The sequence below is a fragment of the Pseudomonas sp. PH1b genome (assembly GCF_000633395.1).
Lineage (GTDB): Bacteria > Pseudomonadota > Gammaproteobacteria > Pseudomonadales > Pseudomonadaceae > Aquipseudomonas.
This window is the reverse complement of the sequence record NZ_AYMU01000007.1, coordinates 34,345-56,248: the sequence shown is the minus strand read 5'-3', so window position 1 is coordinate 56,248 and position 21,904 is coordinate 34,345. Positions and strand designations below refer to the sequence as shown.

Sequence of the window (21,904 nt, the reverse complement as noted above, 5' to 3'; positions counted from 1 at the left end):
AACACCACCGGCGACGACACCGAGCAAGCTTGCAGAAGTCCGAATGCAGCGACCAAAACAAGCCACTTAGGATCACGCTGATAGTCCGGGTACCAGCCCGGATGCCCCTGCTTGTCTCATTTCTTCAAAAATATAGAGCAGCCACTTTGTGAGCTGCTGCTCAGGTTAGAGCCATGACGCGGGTTGAAGCCCGCGCCTTGGCTTTTACGGGTACAGCGGTCCTACGGGTACAGCAGCTGAATCACACGCCACTCTGCAGCAGCATGTTACGGATGTGACCGATGGCCTTAGTCGGGTTCAGGCCTTTCGGACAAACGTTGACGCAGTTCATGATGCCCCGGCAGCGGAATACGCTGAACGGGTCATCCAGGGAAGCCAGACGCTCGGAGGTCTTGGTGTCACGGCTGTCTGCCAGGAAGCGATAGGCTTGCAGCAGAGCAGCTGGACCCAGGAACTTGTCCGGGTTCCACCAGAAGGACGGGCAAGAGGTCGAGCAGCAAGCGCACAGGATGCACTCGTACAGACCATCGAGCTTCTCGCGCTCTTCCGGAGTCTGCAGACGCTCGATGGCCGGAGCCGGCGTGTCGTTCTGCAGGAATGGCTTCACCTTCTCGTATTGCTTGTAGAAGATGCTCATATCGACGACCAGGTCACGGATAACCGGCAAACCTGGCAGCGGACGAATAACCAGCTTGTTCTTCTTGACCACGGCAGACAGCGGCGTGATGCACGCCAGGCCGTTCTTGCCGTTGATGTTCATGCCATCGGAGCCGCAGACGCCTTCACGGCAGGAACGACGATAGGAGAAACCCTCGTCCTGTTCCTTGATCAGCGCCAGCACGTCCAGCACCATCAGGTCCTTGCCACCGGTGTCGACCGAGAATTCCTGCATGAACGGCGCAGCGTCCTGATCAGGGTTGTAGCGATACACACTGACTTGCAACATAGTGGCCACCCTTAGTAAGTCCGAATCTTAGGTTCAAAAGTCGGAACAGTCTTCGGCGAGAAGTTCACGGCACGTTTGGCAACGCGTTTCTCACCCGGGAAGTACAGGGTGTGGCACAGCCAGTTTTCGTCATCACGGTCTTCGAAGTCTTCACGGGCGTGGGCACCGCGGGACTCTTTGCGCACTTCAGCTGCGATGGCAGTGGCTTCGGCCACTTCCAGCAGGTTCTGCAACTCCAGCGCTTCGATACGCGCGGTGTTGAACGCTTGGGACTTGTCGTTGATCTTGACGTTGGCGATGCGCTCGCGCAGCTCGGCCAATTGAGCAATACCCTTCTGCATGTATTCGCCGGTACGGAATACACCGAAGTAGTTCTGCATGCAGCTCTGCAGCTCGCGACGCAGGGTTGCCACGTCTTCACCGGTGGTGCGCTCGTTGAGCTGGGCCAGGCGGTTCAGGGCAACATCAACATCAGTGTCGCTGGCGTCGCGGTATTCGATACCGTCGGTCAGCGCTTTTTCCAGGTGCAGACCGGCCGCACGACCGAATACCACCAGGTCCAGCAGCGAGTTGCCGCCCAGACGGTTGGCACCGTGTACCGATACGCACGCCACTTCACCCACTGCGAACAGGCCAGGGATGATGCTGTCTTCGCCGTCGGCGTTCTGGGTGATCGCCTGGCCATGAATGTTGGTGGCAACGCCGCCCATCATGTAGTGGCAGGTTGGCACGACCGGCACCGGAGCAACCACCGGGTCAACGTGGGCAAAGGTCTTGGACAGCTCGCAGATACCAGGCAGGCGGCTGTGCAGCACTTCCTCACCCAGGTGGTCGAGCTTGAGCATCACGTGGTCGCCATTAGGGCCACAGCCGTTGCCGGCGATGATCTCTTTAACCATGGAGCGCGCAACAACGTCGCGGCCTGCCAGGTCTTTGGCGTTCGGAGCATAACGCTCCATGAAACGCTCGCCGTGCTTGTTGATCAGGTAACCACCTTCACCACGGCAACCTTCGGTTACCAGTACACCGGCGCCGGCGATGCCGGTCGGGTGGAACTGCCACATTTCGATGTCTTGCACCGGAACGCCGGCGCGCAGCGCCATGCCAACGCCGTCACCGGTGTTGATCAGGGCGTTGGTGGTGGAAGCGTAGATACGACCCGCACCGCCGGTAGCCAGAACGGTGGCCTTGGAGCGGATGTAGGTGGTTTCGCCGGTTTCGATGCAGATAGCGATCACGCCTACGAAGGCGCCATCCTGGTTCTTCACCAGGTCAACTGCGTACCACTCGTTGAGGAAGGTGGTGCCCGCTTTCAGGTTGCCCTGATAAAGGGTGTGCAGCAGCGCGTGACCGGTACGGTCGGAAGCGGCACAGGTACGAGCAGCCTGCCCGCCCTTGCCGTAGTCCTTGGACTGACCGCCGAACGGACGCTGGTAGATGCGGCCGGTCTCGGTACGAGAGAAAGGCAGACCCATGTGGTCCAGCTCGAAGACCGCAGCCGGGCCTTCCTGACACATGTATTCGATAGCGTCCTGGTCACCGATGTAGTCGGAACCCTTGACGGTATCGTACATGTGCCAGCGCCAGTCATCGTTCGGGTCCGCCGAGGCGATCGCGCAAGTGATGCCGCCCTGGGCGGACACAGTGTGCGAACGGGTCGGGAACACCTTGGTGATCACTGCAGTCTTGTGGCCGCCCTGGGCCAGCTGCAATGCGGCACGCATGCCGGCGCCGCCGCCGCCAATGATGATGGCGTCGAAAGAAATGGTTGGAATGTTAGCCATGAATCAGATACCCCAGAGAATCTGCACACCCCAGACGAAGTAAGCGAACATCGCGACGCCGCATACTGCCTGGAAAAGGAAACGTACTGCTGTCGCCGACTTGCCCAGCGCCATCGGCGTCAGGTAGTCAGTCGAGATGGTCCACATGCCGACCCAGGCGTGAGCGCCCAGGGCCACCATGGCCAGCAGACTGAAGATACGCATCCAGTTGTTTGCGAACAGGCCGTGCCACTGGGTGTAGTCAATGCCTGGATTCGCTACGAGGTATCCGATCAGGAAAATGAAATAAGCCGCGAGAACGACCGCAGACACACGCTGCGCCATCCAGTCATAAAGGCCCGAACGCGACAGGTTCGTAACGCTGGTTACCATATCCAAACTCCCGCCAGAACGATTATCACCACGGAAACGGCGATAACGATTTTCGAGCCCAGCTTGCCGCCTTCCAGCGTCTCACCGATGCCCATGTCCATAATCAGATGGCGAACACCGGCCACCAAGTGATACAGCAAGGCGGACAGGAGGCCCCATGCAACGAATTTGGCCAGCGGACTGGTCAAGCACGCCTTCACCTCGGCATAGCCTTCCTCGGAACCCAGAGACTTGCTCAATGCATAAAGCATGATGCCGAGGCCCAGGAAGAGGATGATGCCGGAAACACGGTGGAGAAACGACGTAACGCCGGTGATGGGGAGTTTGATGGTCCTTAGGTCTAGGTTTACAGGTCGTTGGCTATTCACGGCTTTTTTCACACTGAAGAGCCCCTAACAATCAGGGCAAAGTTGTTGGGGAGTGCACTGGTCAGGCAACCACTACCCAGGGAGTGCGACCCCCAGCAAAGCGGGCCCAGAAGCCTACGGAGGTCGGTGGCCGAGTATAGACAGTTAGGCTACTAATGACAACGCAAAGACCTTCCCCTAATAGCTGATTGCGTTAGCCTAATAAAAGGCGTAAATGGCAGTGAATTTCGCGAAAAAAACCCTCGCAAAGCCTTCTGGGGCAAGACTTTAGGCAAATTGACATTCGGATTTATCTCACTATAGTGGTGCGGGCCCTGCGTGGGGGGTCTGTCTGATGATTTCAAGCATAAATAGGAGGCCACATGGCTGACAAAAAAGCGCAGTTGATCATCGAGGGCGCAGCCCCCGTCGAGCTGCCCATTTTAACCGGCACCGTTGGTCCCGATGTAATCGATGTTCGGGGCCTGACGGCCACGGGCCGCTTCACTTTTGACCCGGGTTTCATGTCGACCGCCTCCTGCGAGTCGAAGATCACCTATATCGACGGCGACAACGGCATCCTGCTGCACCGCGGCTACCCGATCGAACAGCTGGCTGAAAAGTCGGACTACCTGGAAACCTGCTACCTGCTGCTCAACGGCGAACTGCCGACTGCAGAACAGAAGGCCCAGTTCGTCAGCACCGTGAAGAACCACACCATGGTTCACGAACAGCTGAAGAGCTTCTTCAACGGTTTCCGTCGCGACGCCCACCCAATGGCGGTGATGTGCGGCGTAGTCGGCGCACTGTCGGCGTTCTACCACGACTCCCTGGACATCAATAACCCGCAGCACCGCGAGATCTCCGCCGTGCGCCTGGTGGCCAAGATGCCAACCCTGGCAGCGATGGTTTACAAGTACTCCATGGGCCAGCCGATGATGTATCCGCGCAACGACCTGTCGTACGCGGAAAACTTCCTGCACATGATGTTCAACACCCCGTGCGAGATCAAACCGATCAGCCCGGTACTGGCCAAGGCAATGGACCGGATCTTCATCCTCCATGCCGACCACGAACAGAACGCCTCCACTTCCACCGTGCGTCTTGCCGGCTCCTCGGGTGCCAACCCGTTTGCCTGTATTGCTGCCGGCATCGCGGCACTCTGGGGCCCGGCTCACGGCGGCGCCAACGAAGCCGTGCTGACCATGCTCGACGAAATCGGCGATGTCTCGAACATCGACACCTTCATCGCCAAGGCCAAGGACAAGAACGATCCGTTCAAGCTCATGGGCTTCGGTCACCGCGTTTATAAAAACCGCGACCCGCGCGCCACCGTGATGAAGCAGACCTGCGACGAAGTCCTGAAGGAACTGGGGATCAACAACGATCCGCAACTCGAACTGGCCATGCGCCTGGAAGAGATCGCCCTCACCGATCCGTACTTCATCGAGCGCTCGCTGTACCCGAACGTCGACTTCTACTCGGGGATCATCCTCAAGGCCATCGGCATTCCAACCAGCATGTTCACCGTGATCTTCGCCCTGGCGCGGACCGTCGGCTGGATCTCGCACTGGAAGGAAATGCTCTCCAGCCCTTACAAGATCGGCCGTCCACGTCAGCTGTACACCGGCTACGAGTCGCGTGACATCACCAAACTGGAAGACCGCAAATAAGACCTGTCTTGCGATCAAGTCTTAGCTGCACCGGATACGGCCTCTAGCAGAGGTCGTATTTGTTTCTGCCCCCCGTACTTCAGTCGCCCGTGCCGACCATCCGGCCAGCATCACGGCAACCCCGGCACATCCCCCACCGCTGCTGCGCAGACCAGCGCCCATGACGGCTGGCTGCACGCGGCTGCAGGCTTGGGCTGCGACCCGCTGCAGCGCACTCACAGCCCCGCCAGGGCATCGATTGCGCCCGACCATGCCAGGCACCAGCAATCCCCCGCATTCGCCGAGCAAGGCGACACACAACAGCAATGCAACCCCCAAGGCAGGCAACCCACGCCCTCCTCCCGCGCCTTGACGATCGATACACAACCGCCCTCTCGATCAGCCAATAAAAATGCCCCGGTCTCTCGACCGGGGCATCATTTCGACATCACGCAGCTTATATATAGCAGCCGTTACTTGGCTTTCACTCAGTGCGACACCGCACCGCTAGCCCCCAGGCCGGTCTGCGAACGCACGAACTGCGGGAAGAACAGCGCCCGCTCGTTGGCCGCAGAGGCCGACTTGTCAGTGATGGAGAAGAACCAGATACCGACAAAGGCAATCATCATCGAGAACAGCGCCGGGTACTCGTACGGGAAGATCGCCTTCTCGTGATGCAGGATCTGCACCCAGATGGTCGGGCCGAGGATCATCAGCGCCACGGCACTTACCAGCCCCATCCAGCCGCCAATCATGGCGCCACGGGTGGTGAGCTTCTTCCAGTACATGGAAAGCAGCAGGACCGGGAAGTTGCAGCTGGCGGCAATGGAGAACGCCAGGCCCACCATGAACGCGATGTTCTGGCTTTCGAAGAGAATGCCCAGGCCGATCGCCAGCACCCCCAAGGCCACGGTAGTGATCTTGGAAACGCGGATCTCGTCCTTCTCGTTGGCCTTGCCCTTCTTGATCACACTGGCATACAGGTCATGGGACACCGCCGAAGCGCCAGCCAGGGTCAGGCCCGCGACCACCGCGAGGATGGTGGCGAAGGCCACCGCCGAGATGAAGCCCAGGAACACGCTGCCGCCGACTGCATTGGCCAGGTGCACCGCTGCCATGTTGTTACCGCCCAGCAAGGCGCCTGCGGCGTCCTTGAAGTCCGGATTGGTGCTTACCAACAGGATTGCGCCAAAACCGATGATGAAGGTCAGGATGTAGAAGTAGCCGATGAAGCCAGTGGCATAGAGCACGCTCTTGCGGGCTTCCTTGGCATCGCTCACGGTGAAGAAGCGCATCAGGATATGCGGCAGGCCGGCGGTACCGAACATCAGCGCCAGACCCAGGGAGAACGCCGAAATCGGATCCTTCACCAGGCCACCAGGGCTCATGATCGCCTCACCTTTGGGGTGAACCTTGATCGCCTCGGAGAACAGCGTGTTGAAATCGAAGTTGACGTGCTTCATCACCATCAGCGCCATGAACGAGGCACCGGACAGCAACAGCACTGCCTTGATGATCTGTACCCAGGTAGTCGCCAGCATGCCGCCGAACAGCACGTACAGGCACATCAGGATCCCCACCAGGATCACCGCCACATGGTAGTCGAGCCCGAACAGCAGCTGGATCAGCTTGCCGGCACCGACCATCTGGGCGATCAGGTAGAACGCCACCACCACCAGCGAGCCACAGGCCGACAGGGTGCGGATCTGGGTTTGCCCGAGACGGTAGGAGGCCACGTCGGCAAAGGTGTACTTGCCCAGGTTGCGCAGGCGCTCGGCGATCAGGAACAGGATGATCGGCCAGCCCACCAGGAAGCCGATGGAGTAGATCAAGCCGTCATAACCGGAGGTGAACACCAGGGCGGAAATCCCCAGGAAGGACGCCGCCGACATGTAGTCGCCGGCAATCGCCAGGCCGTTCTGGAAACCGGTGATCTTGCCGCCTGCCGCATAGTAGTCGGCCGCCGACTTGTTGCGCTTGGAGGCCCAGTAGGTGATGCACAGCGTGGCACCGACGAAGACCACGAACATCACGATCGCCGAGACGTTGAGGGGCTGCTTGTGGACTTCGCCGGTCAGGGCATCTGCGGCCCAGAGGGCGGGAGCGAAAGCGGCAAGACCGAGTGCTGCGAATAGACGGCGGATCATTGCTGAGCCTCCTTCAGGATCGCGTTGTTCAACTCGTCGAACTCGCCGTTGGCGCGTCGCACATAGATGGCCGTCAGGATGAAGGCCGAGAGAATCAAGCCGACCCCCAGGGGAATGCCCCAGGTGATGGATGAGGTAGGACTGAGTTTGGCCCCCAGGATCTGGGGTCCGTAGGCGATCAACAGGATGAAAGCCGAGTAAAGCCCAAGCATGATCGCCGAGAGAATCCAGGCGAACCGCTCTCGTTTGGTGACCAGCTCCTTGAAACGCGGGCTGTTTTGAATCGAGAGGTAAATGCTGTCGTTCATTGTTTTTATCCTCGCAGCACAGATTTTAGGTGGAACCTAATCCACTCTATGCGGCTGTGAGGCAGGTTCCAGACGACCTTAGTATTAGAACGACATTAGCCACCTCGCCAACTTTCCCCCCCAAAAAACACAAGGCCGCCCGCTGATATCAGCGGGCGGCCTCGCAACCCTTGTTCTAGACGCCTGGCTACTATTTAGCGGTCCACTCGGCAACACGTTCCGGGTGCTTGCTCACCCATTCCTTGGCTGCCGCGTCGGGTTTTGCGCCGTCTTGAATGGCCAGCATGACCTCACCGATTTCATCCTTGGAAGCCCACTGGAATTTCTTCAGGAACGCCGCCACTTCCGGCGCCTTCTTCTCCAGGCCCTTGCTGCCGATGCTATTGACGGTTTCAGCCGCGCCATACACGCCCTTCGGGTCGTCGAGGAAACGCAGCTTCCACTTGGCGAACATCCAGTGCGGCACCCAGCCGGTCACGGCGATGGAGTCCTGCTTTTCCTCGGCACGGGTCAGCTCGGCGATCATCGCCGCCCCGGAACTGGCCTGCAGCTTGTAGTCCAGGCCATAGTCCTTGATCGCCTGATCAGTCTTGAGCATCACCCCCGACCCGGCGTCGATGCCGACGATCTTGTTCTTGAAGGTGGTATCGGTCTTGAGGTCCTCGATGGACTTGGCCTTGACGTACTCCGGCACGATCAGGCCGATCTTGGCGTCCTTGAAGTTGGGGCCGTAGTCGACCACCTTGTCCTTGTTCTTGGTCCAGTACTCGCCATGGGTCACTGGCAGCCAGGCCGAGAGCATGGCATCGAGCTTACCGGTCGCCACCCCCTGCCACATGATCCCGGTCGCCACCGCCTGCAGCTTGACGTCATAGCCGAGCTTCTGCCGGATCACCTCCGCCGCCACGTAGGTCGTCGCCACGCTGTCCGACCAGCCGTCGACGTAGCCGATGCTCAGGGTCTTGCTGTCGGCACTGGCCAACGTGGAGCTGATGGCAAGTACCAGTGCGGCACCTGCGCCTAAGAGTCGTCGCATCTTCATCGTTACTTCCCCGAAAGTGCTGTACCAGGCGGGCGCCAGGCACATCAACGTATGGTTATGGTGCACAGCGCCTCCATCACGCCTCACCGCGAACGCGTTCGAACATCAGCGGAGTACTGATGCTTCGATCATCAACCGAGCCTCATGAACAACCTGCTCTGACTGCGACCTCAAGGCAGCCAGCAACGACATCAGTTCGCCAGCAAGCGGGCCGGCGCAATCTCCCCGCACCAAGCCCGCCCGAACTTTGCATGTCAAAAGTGTGCAGCCCACCAAGCTGTGGACAAATGCAGGTAAGATGCTCGGCTTTGTTCCACGATGGCCAGACCATGCCCGCCACTCCCCGCTTCCCCGCCCTTGCTTATCTGTTCGCCTGCGTAGTCGGCCTGCTGGCCCTGAGTGGCTACTGGTACGGCCTCGGCCGGCCGGTACAACTGCCGGATGTCGCCAGTGCCAGCCACAAGCTGCAATGCGCCTCCTACACGCCGTTCGACAAGGACCAGTCGCCCTTCGACCAGCCGTTCAAACTGCGCCCCGAGCGCATGGACGCCGACCTGGCGCTGCTGGCAACCCGCTTCGAATGCATCCGCACCTATTCCATGAGCGGTCTGGAGGCCCTGCCGGAGCTGGCACGCAAGCATGGCTTGAAGCTGATGATCGGCGCCTGGGTCAACAGCAATCCGGTGGACACCGAGAAGGAAGTCGACCTGCTGATTGCCTCGGCCAACGCCAACCCGGACGTGGTCAGCTCGGTGATCGTCGGCAACGAGGCCCTGCTGCGCAAGGAAGTCACCGGCCCGCAACTGGCGCGCCTGATCCTCAAGGTCAAGGCCGGGGTCAAGCAGCCGGTGACCTATGCCGACGTCTGGGAGTTCTGGCTCAAGCATCCGGAAATCGCCCCGGCGGTGGATTTCCTGACGATCCACCTGTTGCCCTATTGGGAAGACGATCCCTCGAACATCGACGCGGCCCTGAACCATGTGGCCGAAGTGCGCCAGGTATTTGGCAACCGCTTCGCCCCCAAGGACGTGCTGATCGGTGAAACCGGCTGGCCCAGCGAAGGCCGCCAGCGAGAAACTGCGCTGCCGAGCCGGGTCAACGAAGCCAAGTTCATCCGCGGGTTCGTTGCCCTGGCAGAGCACAACGGCTGGCACTACAACCTGATCGAAGCCTTCGACCAACCCTGGAAACGCGGCAGCGAAGGCGCAGTCGGCGGTTATTGGGGGCTGTTCGACGCCGACCGCCAGGACAAGGGCATCCTCGCCGGCCCGGTGAGCAACCTGCCGTACTGGCCTCAATGGCTGGGCGCCGGGGTGCTGATATTCATCGGCACCCTGGTGCTCGGTGGCCGGGTCCGCGGGCTGCGGGCGGCACTGCTGCTGCCACTGCTGGGCGCCCTGGCGGCGTGTGCCATCGGCTCCTTTGGTGAACTGGCCCGCGTCACCAGCCGCTTTGCCGGCGAATGGTGCTGGGCCGCCTTGCTGCTGGGCCTGAACCTGCTGGTCCTGGCCCATGCCGCCCTAGCCTTGAGCCCTCGCGAAGGTTGGCGCCTGCGAGCGTTCGCCGCCCTGGAGAAACGCGCCGGCTGGCTGCTGACCGCAGCGGGCTTCGCAGCGGCGGTGATGATGCTGGAACTGGTATTCGACCCGCGCTATCGCAGCTTCCCCAGTGCCGCCCTGCTGCTGCCGGCCCTGGCCTACCTGTGCCGTCCGGTCCGGGTGCCGCGCCGGGAAATTGCCTTGCTGACCTTTTTCGTCGGCGCCGGCATCGCTCCTCAGCTATATCAGGAAGGCCTGGCCAACCAGCAAGCCTGGGGCTGGGCCCTGGTCAGCCTGCTGATGGTCGCTGCCCTGTGGCGCAACCTGCGGGCACGCGTCGCCTGAACAGCCGCGACCTGCAACTGCCGCAACGCACAGCGAAGCCCCTGACAAGCAGGAAGAATGGACGAGCAGCGAGTTCACCGGACAAGGCCCACAGGGCCTTGTCGCGGTGTCGAAGGGCCTGGCGGCGGTCAGTGAAGCGCTAGCGTGCCGTGGCCCGTACCAGGCGCAATGCCGCAATCACCGCGGCGAATACCGCCAGGGTAGTGTTGTACAAGGCCAGCGCAGGAAAGCCGACAAGCAGCGCCAGCACTGCCAGGCAGCGCCCCAGGCGCCCGGGCAGCACGAACGCCAGCAGTGCCGTGGCCACCGCGCTCCAGCCCAGCACCTTGAAGTGAATCATCCAGCCCAGGCTCGAGCGCAGCGAGCACTCCCAGCGAGCGGCCTCATCGACGCAGACCCCCACCCACCGAGCGTCCTCCATAAAGCCGTAGCGCAGGCCATAACTGGCGGCCAGCCACAGCGGCAGGACAACAAGCAGCAGAATCACGGGAAGGCGGCGGGACATGAAACACTCCGAACAATCAAAACGGCGCCCAGCATAATCGTCCAAGGCTGCTTGGCAAGCTCAATACACAGTTTTACAACGGGCAAATAGCCGCAAAGTGTATCGCCCAGCTACTATCACACCGTTAAAAACCGGCCGGGGTGATATTTGTCGATCAACCATGGCACTTCGGCAGCAGCGCGGTGGTCATAGCCTGCGAACCTCATTCGGTACCTTCTCTAGGGATACAGTCATGCTTCGTTCCTTGCGCTTCGCTGCCCTGTTCGGCGGCCTGATCCTGAGTGCATCTGCACTGGCGGTCGATATCGACGCGGCCAGTTATGGCTATCCGTTGACCAACCCCTTCGAAGCCACCATCGCCACCACGCCACCGGAACTGCGCCCGGAGCTGCCGTCCAACGATGATATCCATCAGTCGGACTACAGCCTGACCTTGCGTCCGGAGCGTGAGTTCATCCTCCCGGACAATTTCTGGGCGGTGAAGAAGCTCACCTATCGCATCGCCACCCAGGACCACGCCGCGCCACTGATCTTCCTCATCGCCGGCACCGGTGCGCGCTACGACAGCAGCCTCAACGAATACCTCAAGAAGCTCTACTACAAGGCCGGCTACCACGTGGTGCAACTGTCGTCGCCCACCAGCTTCGACTTCATCAGCGCCGCCTCGCGTTTCGCCACCCCCGGGGTCAGCCAGGAAGACGCCGAAGACATGTACCGGGTGATGCAGGCCGTGCGGGCGCAGAACCCTAAGCTGCCGATCACCGAGTTCTACCTCACCGGCTACAGCCTGGGCGCCCTGGACGCCGCGTTCATCAGCAAGCTGGATGAAACCCGGCGCAGCTTCAACTTCAAGAAAGTCCTGCTGCTCAACCCGCCGGTGAACCTCTACACCTCGATCACCAACCTCGACAAGCTGGTGCAGACCGAGGTCAAGGGCATCAACAACAGCACCACGTTCTACGAGCTGGTACTGGGCAAGCTGACCCGCTACTTCCAGCAGAAGGGCTACATCGACCTCAACGACGCCCTGCTGTACGACTTCCAGCAGTCCAAGCAGCACCTGACCAACGAGCAGATGGCGATGCTGATCGGCACCTCCTTTCGCTTCTCGGCGGCGGACATCGCCTTCACTTCGGACCTGATCAACCGCCGCGGCCTGATCACCCCGCCCAAGTACCCGATCCGCGAAGGCACCAGCCTCACACCGTTTCTCAAGCGTGCCCTGCAGTGCGACTTCGACTGCTACCTGACCGAGCAGGTGATCCCGATGTGGCGCGCCCGCACCGATGGCGGCAGCCTGTTGCAACTGATCGACCAGGTGAGCCTCTACGCCCTGCAGGACTACCTCAAGGCCAGTCCGAAGATCGCCGTAATGCACAACGCCGACGACGTGATCCTCGGCCCTGGAGACCTGGGCTTCCTGCGTAAAACCTTCGGCGACCGCCTGACCGTCTACCCCCATGGTGGTCACTGCGGCAACCTCAACTACCGCGTCAACAGCGACGCCATGCTGGAGTTCTTCCGTGGCTAAACATCTCCTGCTGATCGCCGCGTTGCTCTGCGCAGGCTATGCCCAAGCCGACAACAGCAAGGCCAACACACCGATCGTGCCCGACCCCGACGGCTTCACCGAGCCGTTGAAGCAGCTCAAGTTCAACCCGGGCCTGGACCAGCGCGAATTCGAGCGCTCGACCCTCAACGCACTGAACGTCTACGACCCGCTGGAGTCGTGGAACCGCCGGGTCTACCACTTCAACTACCGCTTCGACCAATGGGTGTTCCTGCCCGTGGTGGACGGTTACCGCTACGTAACCCCAAGCTTCCTGCGTACCGGGGTCAGCAACTTCTTCAACAACCTGGGGGACGTGCCCAACCTGCTCAACAGCCTGCTGCAGTTCAAGGGCAAGCGCTCCATGGACACCACCGCGCGGCTGTTGCTCAACACCACCATTGGCGTGGCCGGACTGTGGGACCCGGCCACCAAGATGGGGTTGCCGCGCCAGAGCGAAGACTTCGGCCAGACCCTGGGTTTCTATGGCGTGCCCGGCGGCGCCTACCTGGTGCTGCCGATCCTTGGCCCGTCGAACCTGCGGGACACCGCCGGTCTGGCTGTGGACTACACCGCCGAATCGGCGATCAACTTCCTCAATGTCTCGGAAGTCAGCAGCAATCACCCGGAGATCTGGGTCCTGCGTGGCGTCGACAAGCGCTACCAGACCAGCTTCCGCTATGGCCAGCTGAACTCGCCATTCGAATACGAAAAAGTGCGCTACGTGTACAGCGAGTCACGCAAGCTTCAGATCGCCGAGTAACCCCCTCCCCGTCAGCCCCGCCTCCAGGCGGGGCAACCCTCGCGTAAACCGCCATCGCCCGCCACGGCCGGCCCCTGCAACTCCAGCTGAAAAGCCGATTGGCAGGCTTGGAGAAAATAGATACGATGCTAATCATTAGCTAGCTATCTATGTGCCTGAAACATGAAACTACCGTCCTTTCACGTCGCCGATCTCTGGCAGGCACTCTTCGCCCCCGCCCCCTCCGACCTGCTGTTTGCCGCCAGAAACCTGATTGCCGGCGGCCTGGCCCTGTACCTGGCCCTGCGCCTTGATTTCGAACAGCCGCAGTGGGCCCTGACCACCGTGTTCATCGTCAGCCAGTCGAGCAGCGGAATGGTCCTGGCCAAAGGCGCCTACCGCCTGCTGGGAACCCTGGTGGGGGCGGTGGTTTCGATCTTGCTGATTGCCGCCCTGGGCCAGGCGCCGCTGCTGTTCCTGCTGGCCATGGCCCTGTGGCTGGCGTTCTGTACCACTGGCGCCTCGCTGCTGCGCAATCATGCCGCCTATGGCTTCGTTCTGGCCGGCTACACCACCGCGATCATCGCCTTGCCTGCAACGGCCGCACCGCTGCAGGTGTTCGACCAGGCCGTGGCCCGTTGTTCGGAAATCGGCCTGGGGATCATTTGTGCTTCGGTGGCCAGCATCGTGCTGTGGCCACGCCGGATCGAACAGGCGCTGGCCGTCCAGGGCCGTGCGGCCTGGCTCGCCGGACGTCGTGCGGCGGCCTCGGAACTGCTGGGGGAAGACCAGCGCAAGGGCCTGCTGGAAGCCCTGGGACGCATTGTCACCGTGGATGCCCAGCGGGATCACGCCTGGTTCGAGGGGCCACAGGGACGGCGGCGCTCCCAGGCCCTGCGGGTCCTGAGCCGCGATTTGCTCGGGCTACTGCGGGCCGCCAGGGGCGTGGCGCGCCAACGGCAGATGCTCGACCCGGAAGATACCCGGCGGGTGGAGCCCTTGATCCGCGCAACGATCCAGGCGTTGGAGGACCAGCAGGCACAGACCTTGTCGCCCCTGGCCCTGCGCCTGGAGCAGGCCTTGGCAGATCGCTCGCTGTCAGCCGAAGGCCATCTGTGCCTGGTGCAACTGGCCCAGGTGCTGAACCGCGTGGAACAGAGTGCCGACAGCATCAGTGCGGTGGAACAGGCCCGGGTCCCGCCTGGTGCCCCGGGGGCCCTGTCCTGGCACCGGGACATCGAGCAAGGCGTGCTTGGCGGGCTGCGCAGCGCCCTGGCCTTTCTCGCGGTGGCGGCGTTCTGGCTGCTGTCGGCCTGGCCAGCGGGGCTGGGGGCCGTGTCGATCTGCGGGGTGGTGCTGAGCCTGTTTGCCGGTCGTGAGAACCCGGCGGCAGCCTGCCTGAACTTCTTCAAGGGCATCGCCCTGTCGATCCCCGTGGCGGGTTTCGTCGGCCTCGGCCTGCTGCCCGGCTGGAACGGCTTCCCTTTGCTGTGCCTGGGACTGGCGGTGCCGCTGTTCTTCGCCTCGTTGTGCATGAGCCGACCCAAGCTGGCGCCGATAGCCTCGGCGTTCTGCATCTTTTTCGTCAACAATGTCGGGCCCAGCAACCTGATGACCTATGACCTTGGGGCCTTTCTGAACAAGGCCATGGCGACCCTGGTCGGCGTCGGCATCGCCGTGGTGGTGTTGCGCCTGGTCAGCCTCAACCCCGGCGAACATCACTACCGGAGGATGTTCAAGGCTTCGCTGTTCGATCTGGCCCAACTCACCTCACGCCCACCGGAGCAGGCCGAAAGCTGGTTCGGCGGGCGCATGGCCGACCGGCTGATCCGTGTCTCCAGGTATTGGCAGATGCAGCCCGAGCACCGTCGTGGTCACTGGGACAACGGCCTGCTGGGGCTGGACCTGGGGGATGAGTTGCTGCAGTTGCGCAATTGCCTGGACCCCGCCCGAGGGCCCCTGGCCGTCGAGCGCGACCAGTACCTGGCACAATTGGCTGCGCTGCTCAGGCACGGCGGCCTCGGGCCGACTCGTACTGAACAGCTGGATTCGGCATCCCAGGCCCTGCTCGCGGCCCTGGCCCGCGACACGGACCTGCCCGTGCAGACCCAGGAGATGGCCCGGGCAGCGATCCTGCAATTGCAGTTCACCTGGCACCGCTGGTGCCAGCAGCAGGCAACGGCGCCAGCGCCCTCCGCGCTGCCGGCGTCGGCCTGAATCGGGCCGTCAGCCGCGTAGCGCGCGCCAGGCCTTGCCTGCCAGCGTCACCGCCGCCAGTACCAGCGCCCCGGCGATGACCCCGGCCACCGCGCTGAGCAAGGTCGGCATGATCACCGCTGCCGCGCCAATCGCACCGGCGCTGCGCTCGGCCAGCCCTTCGATCAAATGGTGCACGGCAGGGACGCCGTGGGTCAGGATGCCGCCACCGACCATGAACATCGCCGCGGTGCCGATCACCGACAGACTCTTCATCATCAGCGGCGCCGCCCGCAGGATAGCCCCGCCCAGGCGCTTGGCCAGAGCCCCGGGCTTGTGCGCCAGCCACAGGCCCAGGTCATCGAGCTTGACGATGCCGGCCACCAGGCCGTAGACGCCGGCGGTCATGACAATTGCAATCCCCGAGAGCACCACCACCTGCTGGGTCAGCGAAGCCCCGGCCACGATGCCCAGGGTGATGGCGATGATTTCGGCGGAAAGCACGTTTATGCCACTCATTTATTGCACAGTACACCGAAAAAGCTATTACTAGACCAGTGTTTAGCTGCTGTGCACGGGCAAGAGCATGCACAATGCAGCGTTTTTTCGATCATCCACAGGGGCTGTCATTCAAACCATGATCGCCATCACGCACCTCAGTGCTTGGTTACCCGCTATGATTCAACGGTCGTTACCGCAGCATAGGCCGAGGATGTCTACCTTTCCGGACGCAGTCCAACCCCTCGATGTTGATGTCCTACATTTCGGGGCCAGATCAAATTTAGGTGGACACCATCGCCTCATGCGACGGCGTCAGGAAGGTGTGTTGGCCGGACGGTTACCGTGCGGCTGCAATCATGAGTTTGATTCAGACTGCACGGCTCAATGGGCATGATCCATATGCGTACCTGAAGGACGCCCTCACCCGGCTGCCGACACAGCGGGCGAGTGAGATTACTGAGCTACTCCCAGATAAGTGGGGTCACATCTAACAGTCCAGATTTTCTAGTGAGAAACCAGGCTTTTTGGAACGTAGGCGGCTACTGACCTGCGGATTTCTTCTCTAGCCTCATCTGCGCTACCCCAGCGCCCCATCTTCACCCACTTACCCGGTTCCAACGCCTTGTAGTTTTCAAAGAAATGCTGGATCTGCGCAAGCAGAAGGGCGGGAAGGTCTTCGCACTCCTTGATATCGCTGTACATCGAGCTGAGTTTGTCATGAGGAACAGCGATTACTTTGGCATCGGCGCCTGCTTCGTCTGTCATGTACATCACGCCAACCGGACGACTGCGAATGACAACGCCAGGAGAGACCAGATAGGGGCAGACCATCAGTACGTCCAGTGGATCGCCATCATCGCTTAGCGTATTAGGAATAAACCCGTAGTTGGCTGGATAGAACATTGGTGTGCTGAGGAAGCGGTCGACGAAGAGCTGCCCACTTGGCTTGTCCACTTCGTATTTGATCGGAGAGTGGTTTGCAGGAATCTCGATAACGGTGAAAAAGTCATCGGGGATCGCGTTACCAGCTGGAATGTCCGTATAGCTCATGTTCATAGCTCCGAAGCTTTGGAAGGGGCTGCGCAGGAAGGCGTTTTTCCAAGTGTGCCCATCTCGATTGGCGTCTTGGTGAAAAACACCGATATTTCCTCACAGTCCAGTCGCTTGAATAACCGCTCTGCCTCATCCTCCGTGATTGCCAAGCGAATCTCCGTGGGTTGATCAGCCAGCTCAAAAAAGTGCGATGAGTGTAGTTTTCCAGTGTGTCCAAAACCTTCGATTCCAGTACATAGCGTGGCACCGCGCAGCCCCATTTCCTTAGCTACGTCCACTATCCATTCGCCAAGCATCTTTCCTTGATAACGACGGTTTTGTTGGGTGAAGAAAACGACCATATAACCGTTCATTTTAATCTCCTCAGCGAGTACCAATCATTTGGTAGGACAGTAGTCCGGCAGCGGTCATTGCTAACGAACCTACGACGTGCAATGAAATTGAGCCAAGCGCCCACAGCAATCTCCCTTCTTGGATTAGGGCAACTGTTTCGGCTGAAAATGTGGAAAAGGTGGTAAGTCCCCCACAAAAACCCGTGATGATTAGCAGGCGCCATTCGGGGCTTAACGAGGGAGATGCGGCCAAGAACGCGATGGCTAGACCGATGATGTACCCCCCGACCATGTTCGCCAACACCGTGCCAGGGGGAATTGTCGGGAAGAGTGCGTTGAGCTTCATGCCCAGTAGCCAGCGCAACCAAGCACCAAGTGATGCACCGATGGCGATAACTAATAGTGATTTCAGCATGGCTGCAATTCTCCTCTGGGCCGGTAGAGCCGAGGAGGTGCTGATAATCGCAGATTGCGATAGAGCGCTGATATGAGATTTGGAGTCAAGATCCTGTCCTAAATTAGGGGGCAGGGAGGCGCACCTACGCACCCTGTCCAGGGTTTACGTAGGCATCATCAGCACGAGGCGGTTTCAAGGAGGAATGCCATCTCCTGAAAAGATCCTATAGCAACGGTATCGATAACTTCAACCTTCACGCACCAAAATCAGTGCATCCTATATGGACAAATAGCAAAAAAGCCGAGTGACCGCACAATGGAGCTACAACGGTCAAGAATCCATCAATTCGTCAGGTACCCGATGGAGAGGCAACTCCTTTAAAGCAACGCAGCAACCCGTATCTGGCTCTATCAGAAGCAGTGAGCAGATTTCCGAGTGGAAAAAACAGGTTGTAAGTGACGAAAAAATTCGCGAGTTATGTAAGCAATGGGATGGACGCCTCCGCCCATAATCGTATCGCTGTGCCAGAGTGAGCGGTGTCGCCATCCACTTGTGCAAAGGAGTAATCAGCCATGGAAATCAAAACCGTTGGTATCGATCTGGCCAAAAACGTATTGCAGATCTATGGCATGAACGAGCGAGGCTACCCCCTATTGCGCAAGCAACTGAAGCGCGATCAGGTGGCAGTGTTTTTTGCCAACTTACCGCACTGCCTGATTGGCATAGAGGCGTATAGCAGTGCCCACTACTGGGCCCGCAAGCTTGAACACTGGGCATACCGTGCTACTCATGGCCCCACAGTTCGTCAAGCCCTATGTCAAGAGCAACAAAAATGATGCAGCAGATGCTGCGGCCATCTGCGAGGCTGTAACTCGTCCAACGATGCGCTTTGTGCCGATTAAAAATGTTGAGCAGCAGTCTGTATTGGCCTTGCATCGTGCTCGTCAGGGGTTCGTCAAGGCGCGCGCAGCCTAAGACAATCAGATCCAAGGGCTGCTTGCTGAGTTTGGTCTAATTGTGCCGCAAGTAATCGCCCACATTACTATGAGACTCCCGTGCGTAATCGAAGGCGCGGCTAATGAGCTGCCACTCTCGTTCCGTCAGCTTATCGAGCAACTGATCGAGCACTTTAAGGTACTGGATAAAGAGCTTGAAGCGCAGATCAAAGCGTGGAATCGGGCCGACGAGATTAGCCGCCAATTAGAAAGGATACCGGGCATTGGCCCGCTGACTGCCAGTGCGTTAGTCGCCTCTATCGGCGATGCGAGGAATTTTAAAAACGGGCGGCAATTGGCTGCCTGGTTAGGTCTCGTACCTCGTCAGCATTCCAGCGGTGGAAGGCCAACATTGTTAGGCATGAGCAAGCGCGGAGACGCGTATCTGCGATACCTTGATGATTCATGGCTCTCACTCAGTGATCTATCGGGCAGGCCAGAAAAACGATCCTGATAGCTGGCTGGTCAAGCTCATCAAACGGCGCAATATCAATGTGGCTGCCGTGGCCTTGGCCAACAAGACGGCCAGGATCGTTTGGGCCTTACTAACCAACAACAGCGAGTATAAACCGGATTACCAGCATTCGTTGGTGAAGACATAGACGAGTCGTGAGAACTTCATCGAGGTAGATCACACCACCGATTGCACAGGCAATCACTTAGTGACGGCAAGACAGGTAAGACCGTGGTTGGCACAACCCTCGCCGGACGAGGCACTTAGAGTGCGTGTAAGCGATTGAAGCGCTGACCAGCAGAACCCATCAGGGACACCGAGCACGTCTCGTAGTGAAAGTCCGGATGTACGGGTGCAATCTTTACCTTCAAACCGTTTCTAAATGAAAGCTTAGCAAACAGGGGACGTCCATGTATGTCCGGTGATTTCTATGTACCCACCACGGGGGCATTAGGATTTTTATTTTCCGGATTTAATTTTGGACCAAGGTCCTGAAACAGGCTTTGAGAAGAACGCCAAAACAGCAATAAGGCAAATTTCTATCGACACGCTCCAATAGATATGACCTAGCAACTCGCTCCATAACTCATAGCCATTCAAACTCCACAACCAGCCAACTTTTCCAGAGTCATACACCGGATTTCTAAACCCAAGCAAAGGTATGAGAAAACCGTGCATGATTACTGTAACCAATACACCAAACGCCGCACCAAACCATAATCTAATGCAAGGAACATATGCAGAGGAAAAAACATAAACGAAAGCAAAAACGAAACTAAAAATCCAATGATAAATAGTTACCGCACCTGAAACTATTACACCTTGATAGACATAATCTAGCGAATGTGAGTTTATCCCCAGCCATCCAAGCCATGCATCAATATGAGCGGCTGGTGGCGACACCTCACCAGGAATCCTAGGAGGCATATTCACTTCAGCCCCCCATTTAACTAAAGAGCTCATAAAACCACCTAAAAGAGTGGCTAGCAAAATAACCTGACGATTTGTTTTATTGCCCGGCATTCTTAACACCCTTTTCCTGTAATACGTTAAAAGCAATCTATATATCTAGCATAATATCCTTGTATGTTACCGCCACGGAAGGGTGATGGTGAAATGATACCTCCTCGCTCACTCGGTCACTACGCTCCTGCCTTGAGACTGCGGCGGGCGTTGCCGTTTTTTAAGTGAAAGACGGTTCTACCCCCTTTCCACAGACGGTTTGAAAAGGGCGGTAAACCTCAAATCCTGCCGGGCAGTCCTGCGCCACATTCTCGGATTATGGATCCGGTCAATGTATTCGAACACATCACGTCTGGCTGCATCAAGCGCTTGAAAGTGCACTCGATAGATCCACTCGCGCTTGAGAACACCAAAGAATCCCTCGCAAGCCGCATTGTCGCCACTTCGAAATTGGTTGCCTCTATCAGAGTGCGGGATCACCGAATAGCTTTGCTGACGCTGCCAGATGGCCATCTTCACCGCCCTAATGAACATCTGCCGATCCTGTTGGTGGTGCATCGACCAGCCCACCACTCGCTTGTCGAATAGTTCTAGCACGATGCACAGGTACATCGAGCGATCTAATTTTGCGGACAGGCACAGTGCGTAACAGAACCGAGCAGAAACCAGCACGTTGACCATGAGTGAATCTTAAAATTCTTTTCATGTTGCCGATATATGAGAATGCTTCTCCCATGTAATATCATTGCAATACCAGTTAGGTTCACTTTGAATTCGGCTTTATTGGTTGCAAGCCCATATAGAAAGCAAAGGATACATACGATGATGAAAGAAGGTTTTGCGCTGGCCGTCGGCTTATTACTGTCCGGCACTGCTTTAGCGGCTGAGTATCCGATCGGTAAGCCTGTGAAGCAAGGCGGAATGGAGATCGGCGCGGTGTACCTGCAGCCAATCGAAATGGATCCGCCTGGCGTAATGCGGCCTGCCAAGGATTCTGACGTTCACCTCGAAGCGGATATTCATGCCCTAGCAAATAACCCAACTGGCTTTCCCGAGGGCGAATGGATGCCCTATCTGGTGGTCACTTATGAATTGCATAAGCAAGGCAGCCAGAACGTGATCAAAGGTACATTGATGCCGATGGTTGCCAACGACGGCCCCCATTATGGGGACAATGTAAAGCTTGAGGGTCCGGGTAAATACGAGGTCAAGTACACAATCGCCCCGCCAACTGCCAATGCCATGAACCATTTTGGCCGACACATTGATAAGGAGACTGGTGTAGGCCCATTCTTCGAGACTTTTGAGCTCAATTACGACTTTGTCTACGCAGGCATTGGTAAGAAAGGCGGCTATTGATGCTCGCTCAACGCGCGCTTTTGCTCACGGCAATAATGCTGCTCAGCATGGGCGGAAGCTTTTCCCTTGCCATGGCGGATGAGCTGCCGACCTTTCAATTGACCTTCAAGGCCGATGGCTATTTCGAACCGCAGCGCTTAGAGGTTCCTGCGGGTCGATTCAAGCTTGAGTTAAGCAATGAGAGCAGCGAACCGGTTGAGTTTGAAAGTATCCCTTTGCGTAAAGAAAAAGTGTTAGGGCCTGGCGTTAAATCATTCGTAGCTATCACTATTTCGCGACCTGGTGAATACCCGTTCTTTGATGATTTTCATCAGCAAGTCAAAGGTACGCTGGTGGTTAAACCTGAGTAGAGAGGGGGCCCACGCGGTCTGACACTG

The 21,904-nt window shown here is 58.8% G+C and carries 19 protein-coding genes, 4 pseudogenes and 1 riboswitch; of the genes and pseudogenes, 9 read left to right on the top strand and 14 right to left on the bottom strand.

The genetic code is table 11. The annotated features are described in order from the left end of the window. Positions 1–241: 241 nt before the first annotated feature. From U873_RS0112795 to sdhC, 4 genes are read right to left on the bottom strand one after another with little or no spacing between them, the layout of a single operon-like run. Positions 242–946, bottom strand: coding sequence for a succinate dehydrogenase iron-sulfur subunit (locus U873_RS0112795; protein ID WP_025128634.1), 705 nt, complete (start codon positions 944–946; stop codon positions 242–244). 11 nt (positions 947–957) lie between these two features. Further along, a complete protein-coding gene (gene sdhA, locus U873_RS0112790) occupies positions 958–2,730 on the bottom strand; it encodes a succinate dehydrogenase flavoprotein subunit (protein ID WP_025128633.1) in 1,773 nt (590 codons plus the stop codon). Positions 2,731–2,733: 3 nt separating this feature from the next. Next, the gene (sdhD, locus tag U873_RS0112785; protein ID WP_011060049.1) at positions 2,734–3,102 is read right to left on the bottom strand and encodes a succinate dehydrogenase, hydrophobic membrane anchor protein; all 369 of its coding nucleotides are present in this window, start codon (positions 3,100–3,102) and stop codon (positions 2,734–2,736) included. Next, on the bottom strand, positions 3,096–3,482 hold the full coding sequence (sdhC, locus tag U873_RS0112780) for a succinate dehydrogenase, cytochrome b556 subunit (protein WP_115658603.1): 387 nt from the start codon (positions 3,480–3,482) through the stop codon (positions 3,096–3,098). Before sdhC ends, sdhD begins: the two co-directional genes overlap by 7 nt. Before the next feature lie 350 nt (positions 3,483–3,832). Here sdhC and gltA point away from each other — a divergent pair, with 350 nt between their 5' ends. Further along, positions 3,833–5,122 (top strand): citrate synthase, encoded by a 1,290-nt coding sequence (gene gltA, locus U873_RS0112775; protein WP_025128631.1) that lies wholly within the window; start codon positions 3,833–3,835, stop codon positions 5,120–5,122. 467 nt (positions 5,123–5,589) lie between these two features. On the opposite strand, the gene U873_RS0112770 is transcribed toward gltA, so the two are convergent. The 3 genes from U873_RS0112770 to U873_RS0112760 form a co-directional block, all read right to left on the bottom strand. Continuing rightward, positions 5,590–7,248 (bottom strand): cation acetate symporter, encoded by a 1,659-nt coding sequence (locus U873_RS0112770; RefSeq protein WP_025128630.1) that lies wholly within the window; start codon positions 7,246–7,248, stop codon positions 5,590–5,592. Continuing rightward, on the bottom strand, positions 7,245–7,556 hold the full coding sequence (locus tag U873_RS0112765; RefSeq protein WP_025128629.1) for a DUF485 domain-containing protein: 312 nt from the start codon (positions 7,554–7,556) through the stop codon (positions 7,245–7,247). Before U873_RS0112765 ends, U873_RS0112770 begins: the two co-directional genes overlap by 4 nt. Before the next feature lie 190 nt (positions 7,557–7,746). Next, positions 7,747–8,598: a glycine betaine ABC transporter substrate-binding protein gene (locus U873_RS0112760; protein ID WP_025128628.1), complete on the bottom strand. Its 852-nt coding sequence runs from the start codon at positions 8,596–8,598 to the stop codon at positions 7,747–7,749. 287 nt (positions 8,599–8,885) lie between these two features. Here U873_RS0112760 and U873_RS0112755 point away from each other — a divergent pair, with 287 nt between their 5' ends. Then, positions 8,886–10,481, top strand: coding sequence for a beta (1-6) glucans synthase (locus U873_RS0112755; protein WP_177330266.1), 1,596 nt, complete (start codon positions 8,886–8,888; stop codon positions 10,479–10,481). A 139-nt stretch (positions 10,482–10,620) separates the two neighbouring features. Here the strand turns inward: U873_RS0112755 and U873_RS0112750 are convergent, their stop codons facing one another. After that, positions 10,621–10,986 (bottom strand): hypothetical protein, encoded by a 366-nt coding sequence (locus U873_RS0112750; RefSeq protein WP_025128626.1) that lies wholly within the window; start codon positions 10,984–10,986, stop codon positions 10,621–10,623. Positions 10,987–11,218: 232 nt separating this feature from the next. Between U873_RS0112750 and U873_RS0112745 the strand changes: the two genes are divergently transcribed. From U873_RS0112745 to U873_RS0112735, 3 genes are all read left to right on the top strand, one after another. Continuing rightward, entirely contained in the window at positions 11,219–12,517 is a 1,299-nt protein-coding gene (locus tag U873_RS0112745) for a serine/threonine protein kinase (protein WP_025128625.1), read from the top strand. Continuing rightward, a complete protein-coding gene (locus tag U873_RS0112740; protein WP_025128624.1) occupies positions 12,510–13,298 on the top strand; it encodes a VacJ family lipoprotein in 789 nt (262 codons plus the stop codon). Before U873_RS0112745 ends, U873_RS0112740 begins: the two co-directional genes overlap by 8 nt. Positions 13,299–13,460: 162 nt before the next feature. Continuing rightward, entirely contained in the window at positions 13,461–15,494 is a 2,034-nt protein-coding gene (locus U873_RS0112735; protein ID WP_025128623.1) for an FUSC family protein, read from the top strand. A 9-nt stretch (positions 15,495–15,503) separates the two neighbouring features. On the opposite strand, the pseudogene U873_RS0112730 reads toward U873_RS0112735, so the two are convergent. Then, positions 15,504–15,977, bottom strand: a pseudogene (locus U873_RS0112730) (DUF808 family protein); the annotation flags it as partial. Positions 15,978–16,309: 332 nt separating this feature from the next. Here U873_RS0112730 and U873_RS35200 point away from each other — a divergent pair. Further along, positions 16,310–16,465: pseudogene (locus U873_RS35200) on the top strand (transposase domain-containing protein); the annotation flags it as partial. Positions 16,466–16,478: 13 nt separating this feature from the next. Here the strand turns inward: U873_RS35200 and ppa are convergent. From ppa to crcB, 3 genes are read right to left on the bottom strand one after another with little or no spacing between them, the layout of a single operon-like run. Continuing rightward, entirely contained in the window at positions 16,479–17,024 is a 546-nt protein-coding gene (gene ppa / locus U873_RS0112725; RefSeq protein ID WP_025128621.1) for an inorganic diphosphatase, read from the bottom strand. A gap of 2 nt (positions 17,025–17,026) precedes the next feature. Then, entirely contained in the window at positions 17,027–17,380 is a 354-nt protein-coding gene (locus U873_RS0112720; RefSeq protein ID WP_025128620.1) for a DUF190 domain-containing protein, read from the bottom strand. Positions 17,381–17,390: 10 nt separating this feature from the next. Beyond that, on the bottom strand, positions 17,391–17,774 hold the full coding sequence (gene crcB, locus U873_RS35195; RefSeq protein WP_081818656.1) for a fluoride efflux transporter CrcB: 384 nt from the start codon (positions 17,772–17,774) through the stop codon (positions 17,391–17,393). A gap of 142 nt (positions 17,775–17,916) precedes the next feature. Beyond that, a riboswitch (Fluoride riboswitch) is annotated at positions 17,917–17,978 on the bottom strand. Between the two features lie 350 nt (positions 17,979–18,328). Between crcB and U873_RS34355 the strand changes: the two are divergent. Next, a pseudogene (locus U873_RS34355) lies at positions 18,329–19,353 on the top strand (IS110 family transposase). Positions 19,354–19,664: 311 nt separating this feature from the next. Here the strand turns inward: U873_RS34355 and U873_RS35190 are convergent. Then, positions 19,665–20,228, bottom strand: coding sequence for a DUF1440 domain-containing protein (locus U873_RS35190; protein ID WP_081818655.1), 564 nt, complete (start codon positions 20,226–20,228; stop codon positions 19,665–19,667). A 177-nt stretch (positions 20,229–20,405) separates the two neighbouring features. Beyond that, positions 20,406–20,780: pseudogene (locus U873_RS0112705) on the bottom strand (DDE-type integrase/transposase/recombinase); the annotation flags it as partial. A gap of 213 nt (positions 20,781–20,993) precedes the next feature. Between U873_RS0112705 and U873_RS0112700 the strand changes: the two are divergent. After that, complete coding sequence (locus tag U873_RS0112700; RefSeq protein WP_218188929.1) at positions 20,994–21,527, top strand: iron transporter; 534 nt, start codon at positions 20,994–20,996, stop codon at positions 21,525–21,527. Beyond that, the gene (locus tag U873_RS0112695) at positions 21,527–21,877 is read left to right on the top strand and encodes a cupredoxin domain-containing protein (RefSeq protein ID WP_025128613.1); all 351 of its coding nucleotides are present in this window, start codon (positions 21,527–21,529) and stop codon (positions 21,875–21,877) included. The genes U873_RS0112700 and U873_RS0112695 overlap by 1 nt, the downstream gene beginning before the upstream one ends. The last annotated feature ends 27 nt before the right edge of the window (positions 21,878–21,904 follow it).